7 protein-coding genes are annotated in these 11971 nt (G+C 63.0%); 1 reads left to right on the top strand and 6 read right to left on the bottom strand.

The features are described from left to right. Positions 1-7: 7 nt before the first annotated feature. Positions 8-580: a TRAP transporter small permease subunit gene (locus tag H3H39_RS14150; RefSeq protein ID WP_182154119.1), complete on the bottom strand. Its 573-nt coding sequence runs from the start codon at positions 578-580 to the stop codon at positions 8-10. A 130-nt stretch (positions 581-710) separates the two neighbouring features. Then, entirely contained in the window at positions 711-2111 is a 1401-nt protein-coding gene (argH, locus tag H3H39_RS14145; RefSeq protein ID WP_182154021.1) for an argininosuccinate lyase, read from the bottom strand. A gap of 306 nt (positions 2112-2417) precedes the next feature. Here argH and H3H39_RS14140 point away from each other — a divergent pair, with 306 nt between their 5' ends. Next, positions 2418-3650, top strand: coding sequence for a cyanophycinase (locus H3H39_RS14140; RefSeq protein WP_182154020.1), 1233 nt, complete (start codon positions 2418-2420; stop codon positions 3648-3650). Between the two features lie 74 nt (positions 3651-3724). Here H3H39_RS14140 and H3H39_RS14135 read toward each other — a convergent pair whose 3' ends face one another. The 4 genes from H3H39_RS14135 to H3H39_RS14120 form a co-directional block, all read right to left on the bottom strand. Then, complete coding sequence (locus H3H39_RS14135; RefSeq protein ID WP_182154019.1) at positions 3725-5209, bottom strand: virulence factor; 1485 nt, start codon at positions 5207-5209, stop codon at positions 3725-3727. Positions 5210-5365: 156 nt separating this feature from the next. Continuing rightward, on the bottom strand, positions 5366-6850 hold the full coding sequence (locus H3H39_RS14130; RefSeq protein ID WP_182154018.1) for a virulence factor: 1485 nt from the start codon (positions 6848-6850) through the stop codon (positions 5366-5368). Further along, entirely contained in the window at positions 6847-9075 is a 2229-nt protein-coding gene (locus H3H39_RS14125) for a T6SS effector phospholipase Tle3 domain-containing protein (protein WP_182154017.1), read from the bottom strand. Before H3H39_RS14125 ends, H3H39_RS14130 begins: the two co-directional genes overlap by 4 nt. A 71-nt stretch (positions 9076-9146) precedes the next feature. Beyond that, complete coding sequence (locus H3H39_RS14120) at positions 9147-11954, bottom strand: type VI secretion system Vgr family protein (RefSeq protein ID WP_229218032.1); 2808 nt, start codon at positions 11952-11954, stop codon at positions 9147-9149. Positions 11955-11971: the final 17 nt, after the last annotated feature.

The following is an 11971-nucleotide window of genomic DNA, read 5'->3' as shown; positions in this document are numbered from 1 at the left end:
GGGGGGATTACTGCAGCTTGTTGGCGGCCTTGATGGCCGCGATTTCCTCTTCCGGCGTGGCCACGTGCTTGGCGAATTCGTGGCCATCGATCTTGCCGGCCAGGAAGGCGATGCGCTTGATGATCTCGGACACGCCCTGCAGCACCATCAGCGCGAAGCCGACCGGCACCAGCAGCTTGGCCGGCCACACGATCAGGCCGCCGGCGTTGCTCGACATCTCGCCGCTCTGGATCGAACCGAGCGCGAACGGCACGCCGAAGTACAGGATCACCAGCGAGATCGGCATCAGGAACAACACAAAGCCGAACAGGTCGATCCAGACCTGGGTGCGTTTGGAGAAGCGGCCGGCGATGACGTCGATGCGGACATGCTCGTCGCGTTTGAGGGTGTGGCTGGAGGCGAGCATGAACATGGCCGCGAACAGATACCACTGGATTTCCAGCCAGGCGTTGGAGCTGGCGTTGAAGATGTAGCGCACCAGGGCGTTCACGGTGCAGATGGTGACGGCGGCCAGCAGCGCATAGGCCACGGCGTTCGCCACTTTTTCATTGAGCAGGTCGATGGCCCGCGATATCGACATAAACATTCCGGTCTCCTCGTTCTCGTGTAGGTGTTACTACCGGGGCGCTGCGTTGGCGCCCTGGGGGGAAGTTTTTGCATGCCGCCCGTGGTGCGGGCGGCATGCGGTGCGGGCGGGTGCCGCAGTGCGCTTAACCGGCGGCCAGCTGGGCGCGTACGCGGGCAATGGCGGCGCGCACCTGGTTGGGCGCGGTGCCACCTACGTGGTCACGCGCGGCCACGGAGCCTTCCAGCGTCAGCACGGCGAACACGTCGTCGGTGATCAGGTCGGAGAAGGCACGCAGCTGATCCAGCGACAGGTCGGCCAGGTCGCAGCCCTGGTCCACGCAGGCGCGCACGGCGCGCGCCACGGCTTCGTGCGCGTCGCGGAATGGCAGGCCTTTCTTGACCAGGTAGTCGGCCAGGTCGGTGGCGGTGGCGTAGCCTTGCAGGGCGGCGCTGCGCATGGCGTCCGGCTTGACGCTGATGCCGCCGGCCATGTCGGCGAAGATGCGCAGCGTATCGACCACCGTGTCGACCGTGTCGAACAGCGGTTCCTTGTCTTCCTGGTTGTCCTTGTTGTAGGCCAGCGGCTGGCCTTTCATCAGGGTCAACAGACCCATCAGGTGGCCGTAGACGCGGCCGGTCTTGCCGCGCGCCAGTTCCGGCACGTCCGGGTTTTTCTTTTGCGGCATGATGGACGAGCCGGTGCAGAAGCGGTCGGCGATGTCGATGAAGCCCACCCGTGGGCTCATCCAGATCACCAGTTCTTCCGACATGCGCGACACGTGGGTCATGATCAGCGAGGCGGCGGCCGTGAATTCGATCGCGAAATCGCGGTCCGAGACGGCGTCCAGCGAGTTGTGGCACACGTCGTCGAAGCCCAGGGTCTTGGCCACGCGCACGCGGTCGATGGGGAAGGTGGTGCCGGCCAGCGCGGCCGCGCCCAGCGGCAGGCGGTTGACGCGCTTGCGGCAGTCGGCCATGCGCTCGGCGTCGCGGCCGAACATTTCAACGTAGGCCAGCATGTGGTGGCCGAAGGTGATGGGCTGGGCCACCTGCATGTGGGTGAAACCGGGCAGGATGGTTTCGGCGTTGTCCTCGGCCAGGTCGGTCAGGGCGCCGCGCAGGGAAGCCAGCAGGCCCAGGATGTCGTCGATGGCCGAGCGCACGTACAGGCGGATGTCGGTGGCCACCTGGTCGTTGCGGGAACGGCCCGTGTGCAGGCGCTTGCCGGCGTCGCCCACCAGTTCGGTCAGGCGTTTTTCGATATTCAGGTGCACATCTTCCAGGTCCAGCAGCCATTCGAACTGGCCGGCGTCGATTTCCTGGGCGATCTGGGTCATGCCGCGCTCGATTTCGGCGCGGTCGGCGGCGCTGATGATGCCTTGGGCGGCCAGCATTTCAGCGTGGGCCAGCGAGCCCTGGATGTCGGCCTTGGCCAGGCGTTTGTCGAAGAACACGGAGGCGGTGTAACGCTTGACCAGGTCGGAGACCGGTTCGGAGAAGCGCGCCGACCAGGCTTCGCTTTTTTTGGAGAGTTGTGCTGTCATGATGATAAGAAGGGGCTAGGTGGACCGAATGATTTGCTTGATTATAAACAAGGATGGACCGGCACAGGATAAATAGGGGGCCGATCCCGCCCGAACCGGCCCGTTCAGGGGCTGCGGTGGGGGCGAATGGCGACACTCGGGCCGCGTCAGGAGGAAAGTATGGCCGGATGGCATCCTGCGTTGCGAACGCATGACCGGAAACGGCAATATATTTGTGCGCTCATAAACCCAGCCGGCAAATCAGGTATATTGTCTCCTGAGGCGGGAGGATTCTGGCCCGGCCTGTTTTCCTGGATCGGACGAGATATGCGAGTGCTCACGACTTTGCTGGCTTATCTGGGGAGCGCGGTGTTGTTTTGCTGCGCTGCGGGGACAGTGCACGCCGACGAGGCGGCCGCGCCCAAGGGCACGCTGGTGATCATCGGCGGCGGCCTGCGGGGCGACAACGCCGAAGTGTGGCAGCGCATCGTGCAGCTGGCCGGCGGCAAGGGCGCCCGCATCGCCGTCTTCCCCTCCGCCTCGGCCTATCCTGAACAGGCCGGCTTATCCATCATCAAACGACTCGACCAGTACGGCGCCAAGGCCTTCCTGGTGCCGGTGGCCGTCAAGCTGGCCGACAGCGATTTCCGCAAGGCCGCCGACGACGCCCGGCTGGCCGACTCCGTGCGCCATGCCGGCGGCGTGTTCTTCGCCGGCGGCGACCAGGCCCGCATCACGCGCGCCTTGCTGCGCGAGGATGGCCAGCGCAGCGCCACGCTGGAAGCCGTGTGGGAAGTGTACCGGCGCGGCGGCGTGATCGCCGGCACCAGCGCCGGCGCCGCCATCATGAGCAGCACCATGTTCAACGAACCGAAGACCGTGCTGGCCACGCTCAAGCAGGGCGTGACGGAAGGGCGCGAGATCGCCCCCGGCCTCGGTTTTATCGGCGAGGACGTGTTCGTCGACCAGCACCTGCTGGTGCGGGGGCGCTTCGCCCGCATGATTCCCGCCATGCTCAAAAAAGGCTACCAGATCGGGCTGGGGGTGGACGAGAACACGGCCATGGTGATCGACAGCCGGCGCGAAGTGGAAATCGTCGGCTACACGGGCGCGCTGCTGATCGACCTGGCGCGTGCCACCACCGACGAGGCGGCGGCCGAATTCAACGTCAAGAACGTCGTGATCAGCTATCTGGATCATGGCGACAAGTACAACCTGGCCACGCGCCGCTACACGCCCGCGCCCGACAAGGCGGCCGGCAAGCTCGATCCCGCGCGGCCGTATTCCAAGATGCCCGTGTTCAGCGGCGATATCCTGGGCAGCAACGCCGTCGTCCAACTGATGGAAAAGCTGATCGACAACAGCCAGGAGGAGGCGCTGGGGCTGGCCTTGTCCGCGCCGGACGAAGCGTCGCCGGACCTGGGCTTCGAGTTCAAGTTCACCAAGACGGCCGACAGCGTGGGCTACCAGTCGCCCATGGCCGAGGCGTATTCCATCTACAACCTGCGGCTCGATATCCGGCCGATTCACTTGCAGCTGCCGCTGTATCAATACAAATAGTAGCTGGTGGGGTCGTTCAACCGTATTACGCCGCGCATGATCTATTCTCCTTGGGTTGGTTGTCGTTCAGGTGATCAATCGGAATAGCCTTGCATGCGCGAGGTTTCGTCGTGTCGGATGCCCCACCACATCAGGTAGGCGTGATTGCCACCGCGCGCGCGATACCAGGGCTTGTCCGGGTCGATCGGGCGCACTGTCGCCGGCGGCACCACCAGCACGGCGGTGGGATGCTCCGGGTCGGTGGTGCCTGCCACCAGCACGTTCTTGCCGAAGTGGTTGGCGTAGGCGATACCCAGCGCGACGTTGGTGAGCGCCGTGCCGGCGCCCATTTCACCGAGCAGGGCGGGGGTGTTGAAGGCGTGTTTCATCATGTCGAGCTCCGGGGCCTCCAGCGTGAGTGCGTGCGCCAGGTTGCGCAGGCGTTCCTGGGAGTCCGGGTGGGTGAGGTTGGCATCGTGGATCATGTAGCCGATGTCGATGGTTTGCTTGCCGGCGTTTTCGACGGCTCTGGTCAGCGTGGCTTGCAGTGCCTGCACGGGGCGCGGCGGCATGCCCTTCGTCGTTTTGAACTCGGTGCTGGAATGGGTGGCCGGATAGCCGATCCAGGCCAGCGCGTCGCGCTCAGTTTTATAGTTGGGGCCGGCCAGTACCAGCAGCACCATGTTTTCGTTGATGCCTTCGTCACTTGGGGGGAAATTGGGGGCGTCCCAGTTCATGGCCCACACGGTTTCGTTCGGGTGCGCCTGCAGGTAGCGCAACGCGGCCGAGAGCGAGGTGAAGCCAGCGTTCGGGCCGCCCATCGTCACTTGCACGTCGGGGGGAGTGTCGCGGGACCAAGTCGTGGGAAAGCTTTTGTTACCGATTTCGAAAAAGCTGATAATGCTATCCCTCGTGTATTGCGCCGCCTCTAACGGATCGATCTTATCGGCCGGCAGCGCATATTCGACATGAATGCCGGCAAGTTCGCGCCAAGTCGACTTGTCTTTCAGCGAGTGGGCGTTGTAAAAGTAGTAGGAGCTGGAGAAATAGATATCGCGAAAATGGTATAACAGTTCAGTAATGTATTTATGATGGTACCCCTTGAATGTCTCTTCTCCGTCATTTCCAACCGCAATCGAACCGACAGTTTGTAGCGTAGAGAATTTTTGTGGCTCGGTTCTTACCATGTCATCATTTTTGTTGGGCTGAGCCAGACCCAGTGTCCACAGCAATTCCCATTCCGTCGGGTAGTCTTTTCGGTGTAGTGGGTTGAGCCATTGCAATCCGACGACTTGGGCCATGAAGGGTTTGACGGGTTCGGCGACTACCGGTGCGGCGGCGTGGGTGTCTTTGACGGCTGCGCCGGGGGCGCCCACGCAGGAGGTGAGCAAAGCCAAGGTGGAGAACGCGGCCAGTGCGGGCATGATCAGGAATCGTTTCATGACATCCTCTTCAGTGAGCGTGCTTGGTGCGTCGGCGGTGGCAATCCATGTGAGCAGAAACATGGCGCCAAAGGCAACGATGAAGGCGAAGATCGCCCAGGCGAATCGTCTGGGACGGGTGGAGATCAGGGGACTCATGGATGGCCTTCTGTGTGAGCCTGTGTTCCATGGGCGGGATGCTGGCGCTCGTCGATGATCTTGTCCGGCATATTTCCCTCATTGGTTTGAGTGCGTGCTCGCTCGTATCGCGTCGTGTACGATCTATTCGCGAAGGCTCGCTTGCTGATCTCGTGATCAATCGGAATAGCCTTGCATGCGCGAGGTTTCGTCGTGTCGGATGCCCCACCACATCAGGTAGGCGTGATTGCCACCGCGCGCGCGATACCAGGGCTTGTCCGGGTCGATCGGGCGCACTGTCGCCGGCGGCACCACCAGCACGGCGGTGGGGTGCTCCGGGTCGGTGGTGCCGGCCACCAGCACGTTCTTGCCGAAATGGTTGGCGTAGGCGATACCCAGCGCGACGTTGGTGAGCGCCGTGCCGGCGCCCATTTCACCGAGCAGGGCGGGGGTGTTGAAGGCGTGTTTCATCATGTCGAGCTCAGGGGCATCCAGCGTGAGTGCGTGCGCCAGGTTGCGCAGGCGTTCCTGGGAGTCCGGGTGGGTGAGGTTGGCATCGTGGATCATATAGCCGATGTCGATGGTTTGCTTGCCGGCGTTTTCGACGGCGGTATTCAGCGTGGCTTGCAGTGCCTGCACGGGGCGCGGCGGCATGCCCTTCTTCGTTTCGAACTCGGTCGAGGAGTGCGTGGCCGGATAGCCGATCCAGGCCAGCGCGTCGCGCTCAGTTTTATAGTTGGGGCCGGCCAGCACCAGCAGCACCATGTTTTCGTTGATGCCTTCGTCACTGGGGGGGAAATTGGGGGCGTCCCAGTTCATGGCCCACACGGTTTCGTTCGGGTGCGCCTGCAGGTAGCGCAACGCGGCCGAGAGCGAGGTGAAACCGGCGTTCGGGCCGCCCATCGTCACTTGCACGTCGGGCGGGGTATTGCGGGACCAGGTGGTGGGAAGATGGGTGTTTCCTATGTGAAACATTTTAATGATGCGATTGCGTGTGTATTGGGTCGCGGCGATCGGATCAAGTCTGCCGTCAGGTAGCGCATATTCGACATGAATGCCAGCCAATTCGCGCCAGGTCGATTTGTCCTTGAGTGAATGCGCGTTGTAGAAATAACTGGAGCCGGAGAAATAGATGTCATGGAACAACACGGTGAGTTCATCAAGGTATTTCTCATGGTAGCCCTCAAAGGTTTCCTTGCCGTCATTTCCGACAGCGATAGAGCCGATGGTTTGTAATGTTGAGAATTTTTTCGGCTCCGTTCTGACCATGTCGTCATTCTTGTTGGGCTGAGCCAACCCGAGCGTCCAAAGTAGTTCCCATTCCGTCGGATAGTCCTTTCGGTGCAGGGGATTGAGCCATTGCACGCCGACGACTTGGGCCATGAAGGGTTTGGCGGGTTCTGCGGCTGCTGGTGCGTTGGCGTGAGTGTCCTTGACGGTCGCACCCGGCCCTCCCACGCAGGAAGTGAGCAAAGCCAAGGTAGAGAATGCGGCGAGTGCGGGCATGATCAGGAAGCGTTTCATGACTTCTCCATCAGTGAGTTTGCGTGGTGCGTCGGCGGTGGCTATCCATGTCAGCAGGAACATGGCGCCAAAAGCAAGGACAAAGGCGAGGATCGCCCAAGCGAGCCGTCGCGGGCGGGTTGAGATCAGGGGACTCATGGATGGCCTCCTGGGTGTACTTGTGCGCGAGGGGCAGGATGCTCGCGCTGGTCGATGATGTTTTCCGGCATGTGTCCTTCACTGCGTGGCGAGGTCGCCCATTTATGCGGACTAACTTCTTCGAACAAGCCGGTTTCAAAGTATTCCGCGAAGCGTATGTTCGGATCGTCTTTCTCTAGGCCCTTCAAGAACCGCCAGTCCGCAGCCACCCGAAGCTTATGCAAGTCCTCGTCGCGGATCTCGCACAGGCCCACAGCCACGTCATAAGCCAGCGCCTTTTGCGCGTGCATGGAGTTGGTCAGGATGGTCGAATGATCGGTGGCGTGGGTGTCGAGGTTTTCGGCCAGATAGGTCTTGATCTTCTTCTGTTGCCAAGCCTTGTATTCCGCGCTGGCTTCTTCCGGCTTGTCCTCGCCGATCACTTGTTCGCCTTTTTTGACCAAACCCTCGCGTCTGGCCTGCATGCGCAGGCGGGCATGGTCCTCGTAGCGCATCGCCGCCTCGCTTTGCTCATTGCCTTTGGCGGCATCCGTGGTGTAACCCGTTTCAGTGGCCACCGGTGGCGGCAAGTCGCGCTCGCCGGCGTACGGGTCGTCGGCAGTGCGCATGCGCTTGTTGTCGCGAGACTGGCCCGCTACTTCGTAACCCTGGTCGAATTGTTTGCATGCCAGCCCAAAGCGCAATGCCTCCGGTTCGAACGGTGCCGGCAACGGGGGCGCGTCGATGGGAATGGCCCAGTCGTTGTCCGGTAAGGCATTGATGCGCACCTTGGCCAGATAGAGGGCCACGATGGCGATTGGCGCGGATAAAATGCTCAGCACCTGGCCGAATTTTCTCGGGTTTGCTTCCAGCCCCTTGGACAAGGAGTACTTGGCCGTCAACGATTGCGGGTTCCAGTACCATAGGCTGCCCGGCCGTGGTTGCCGATAGTGGTTGTCCCAGTAGTGGTATCCCCCCTTCTCGCCAACCTTGTACCCCTGTGCGAACACGCGCTGGCAGAACAGCGTGGTGCCGCCGGTGGCGTCGATCTCGGCCCGGCTCAAACCACGCCAGCCTATCCCCTGCACTGAAGCCGACGAGATCACCTCGTCGTGCGGATTGCAGTACAGTGTCACGCGTTGGCAGGTCGAAGGGGCGATGCCATAGCCGTATCGCATGCGATCCTCGGCCGCGTCGAATCTGTGGTTTTCGTTTTCCATGAACTGGTTGATGTCCTCGATCTTCTGCGGAGCGGAGGCGGGCTGGCGAATGATGTCGAAGAACGCGCGCAGCGTGCCGATGCGGGCGTTGGCGGTCTGGCGGCCGCTGCCGCCATGCTTGTCCTTCATGTGGTTCTCGGTCCAGTCCTCGGCGCTGTTTTCCTTGGCCAGGCTGTAGGGGGCGTTGCACAGCACATAGGTGTCGGCCACGCAGCGGCCGGTGAGCCCGGCCGCATCCGTGACCGGGGCCATGCGGTCGCCCAGGAAGGCGGCTGCCATGCCGATCATGTTGCCCTGGCTGTGGCAGACGAGGGTGATGGGTACGTCGGCCTGCTTGGCGCGGATGGCGGCGACCAGTTTGGCCAGCCGCAGCGCGGCCAGCACGAAGTAGGGACGGGGTGGACAGGAGTAGACGTTGCGGTCGTTGGTGGGGTTCAAATGATTGACGTGGAACCAGAGGAACAGTTGGTCCGACAGTCCCTCGCTCCACAGGTCGGGCAGCGCCGTGCAGCCGTTCGCGAACGGGCCGCCGCCCCAGTAATCCTGCTCGTTTAGGTAGATCGAATCGCCAAATTTTTGCAGTTCTTCGGCGTTGGCCTTGTAGCCCCAGCGGAAATGAATGACGGGCGTGAAGTGTTCGTCACCCTTGATAAATGTCTTGGGGGTCATGTTCGGATTGATATGCCCGTCCGGCGTCAGCTCGTCTAAGTAGCTGGCCGGCGTCAGCTGTCCTCCCTCGGCCGTCGGGTAGGTCATATGTTCGTCGCGTCGCTTGAGGCGGTCGTTGAGTCCCGCGCACAGCCCCTTTTCCGCCTCCGTGTACCACTCTCCGTCGGAATTCACGCCATGGACAAAGATGACGATGCCGGGCAGCGGCAGGCGCATGAGCACATCGAGGTAATCATGATTCAGCAGAGTGATGCCTGTCTTCCAGCCCACGACGATGTTCTTTGGATCATCGAGCGGGCCGCAAGTACCGTTCGCCGCGCTGCCCTTGGGCGGCTGATCCACTGTTGTTTCGCTCATCGTGCCCCCTTTGCCTGAGAAATGGTGAACTTGGCCGAGATTGGCGCCTTGTATTGGTTGTTTAGCCCGGTTCAGGAACGGGGCTTGTAGAACCCCGCCTTCAATTCCTGGATGCGGTCGCCTTCCACTTTTCCGCCTTCGCCGTTGCCGTCGGTCTTCCCGGACAGCGGACCGTCGCCGTCACGTTCGACATGCAATCCCATGTCCTTGACCGGCTTGCCATCGCTGCTGCGCAACAATCGCGGCCTGCGGCCAAGATCACCTTGCGCAAACGTGGGCAACTCCGCGCTCTGGCTGGCCGGGCCGCTCCAATGGTGGCCGCCGGTCTTGATCGTCAATGGGCCCGGTCCGCCGATTTCGGGCGTGCCGCCTTTGAGGCTGAGGTAAGCCCCGCCCGAATTGACCAGCACGATCTCCTCGGCCATGATGGTCACCCGTCCCCTGGCGCTGATCTTGATGTCCTTGGCCGCGTCGATCTGGGTGGTGTCGTGCTGGCTTTGCAGCAGCAATTTGCCGTAGTTCGCGATCATGGCCAGTCCGTCTTGCTGCGAGAACAGCGAGATCCCCTTGCCGGCGTTGAGATTGAAGCGCTGGCCCGATATCAGTTGCAGATGCTGCTGCGCCACCGTGTCGATATTGGTGGCGGCATAGCTGACAATGGCCTTGTTGGTGGCGAAACTGATGCCGTCCGGCGCCGTGACGCCGATCACGCCGGCGCCGCCCTGTGGCGTCGTATTGCTGCCGTTCTCCCACTGTTTGATCGCCGCCTGCGCCTCGCCCTGCGCTCCGTCGTCCACGGGCAGGCCCTGATGTTGGGCCGCGTACTGTCCCAGCGAACGGAACAGGTCGAGGCAGTCCTGCATCAGCGTCAGATAATCGGTCCGCTCCAGTTGCTTGCTGTCGCCATTGAGCCGCCGCCAGGCCGACAGCAACATGCCCTTGCCCCCGCGCAGGGCCAGTTGTGCGTCGGTCGTCAATTCGGCGCCTTCGCCGCGCGCCTTGCCGGCGCCCTTGTCGCGCGGTTCGGTGAGCCAGCCCAGGTTCAATTCACTGCGGCCGTGATCGCTGGCCAGTTGGGTGCTGATCTGGCCGGGCGTGTCGTCCAGGCGCAACTGGTTGGCGCGCTTGCCGCCGATTTCGCGGCTTTTCACGCCGGACAGGTATTTGTTCCCGGGTAAATCGCCCGCGCCGAGGTAGGGCGGCCGCGCCACGCTGTTGTAGAGCTGGCCGATGATGATGGGTTTGTCGGGATCGCCGCCCAGGAACGCGACCAATACTTCGGCACCGGGGCGCGGCAGCATCAACGCGCCGAAGTGCATGCCGCTGCCGGCGGCGCTGCCAGCCCAGCTGCTCGCCACGCGCACCCAGGCGTAGTTGCCGACCGCGCCGTCGCCGTCACTATTGCCATCGTCCTGTTCGCGCATGCCGCCGAAGCGCACCTTGACCCGGCCCTGGGCGTCGCAATGGACTTCCTCGCCGTCCGGCCCCGCCACGATGGCGCTCTGCAGTTGCGGATGGGGCAGGTCGGTGCGCGTGTCGTAGGCCGGCACGAAGGGCGTGTCGCGCCGTACGCAGGTGATGCGGGTCAGGCAGCGCATCTCGCCGCCGGCGAACCAGCTGGGCCCCGTGGTGGGCGCTGGCGGAAAGTCGATATGCCAGCGGTTGCGCGCGAACAAGCGCTCGACCCGCTCGTCGTAGCCCTTGGGCAGGTTGTTCTGGGCCGTGATGTGCTGCGACAGGATGATGAACTGGCGCTCCTCCTCGGGATGGCGGTCCAGGTCGGGATGGCCGTCGAGACTGAAATATTCGCCGGCGCCGAAGGCCCGCACGCCGCCTTCGGCGTAATAGCATTTGGCTTCGAAGTCCGAGCGCGCCATGCTTTGTTGGGCCAGGGCGCACAGGTCGTCGTAGTTGTCGCGCACATGGGGCGCCTCCACCAGATAACGTTCCAGTCCCGCCGCCAGTTTGTCGCCCTTCGCCCCTTGATCGGCTTCGCTGTCGGCGCTGGCTGTCATGAAGCTGGTGCCGCGCGGGTTGCCGTAGTCCCAGCTGAAGTGGGTGGCCCGACCGTGCCGCAGGCTGCGGGTGCCGCTCCAGGCGGTGATGGTGTCGCGCTCCTCAGTCGCGCTGTCGCGGTGGAAACGCACGATGCCGGCGGGGCTAGGTTTCAGGCGTCTGGCGTCGTGGAACAGCACCATGGTGTGGGCCGGCGTGGCCGATGCCTCGTCCGCCCCCTGGCCGCCAGTCGCCGCGCGGCCCGGGCGGAAGAACCAGCCGATGCCACGCCGTTTCAGCAGGCGGCGCAGGAAGGCGCCGGTTCCTTCGTTGCACTGGATGATTTGCCGCCGCACCGGGTCCTTGCGCAGGCTGAGCGCCGTGTCGAGCTCGAATTCGAAGGTGGCCGCCAGCGCGGGGATGTTGCTGCGCGCTTCGCGCAACACGGCTTGCACGATGTCGAGTTCGCTTTGGTTGAAAAAGACCCGGGTGTTGACGCTCAGGTCCAGCACGGCCAGCGCGTCGCGCATCACCAGTTGATACGAGGCCAGGCCACCGTCGCTCTCGCCCTGGCTGGCTTCCATGACGATGCCGCAGATGCTGCGCAAGTCCCCCTGGTCGGTGACGATCTGCACTTCCACCGGCTGGCCGATCAGGGTCTTGAGCGCGATGCTGGCGCTCAGGGCCAGACAATGGATGCGCAGCTCGATGCCGTCGCAGATGGCTTCCACGCCATCGATGCGCTGCGGCAGCAGTGGTTCGTCGCCGCCGTCGCCCGTGAGACCGAGCCGCATGCGCAGCGGCCGGTTCCTGGCGGTGAGTAGGTGTTCCAAGGCGTGCGTGCCTTCAACATCGATGCGGTCGTCCACCATGATCTCCTTCAAGTTTTCCTGCGTTGTTC

This window comes from Rugamonas apoptosis (assembly GCF_014042355.1).
Lineage (GTDB): Bacteria > Pseudomonadota > Gammaproteobacteria > Burkholderiales > Burkholderiaceae_D > Rugamonas > Rugamonas apoptosis.
The sequence above is the reverse complement of the archived record's forward strand: the minus strand, read 5'-3'. Positions and strand labels throughout refer to the sequence as shown.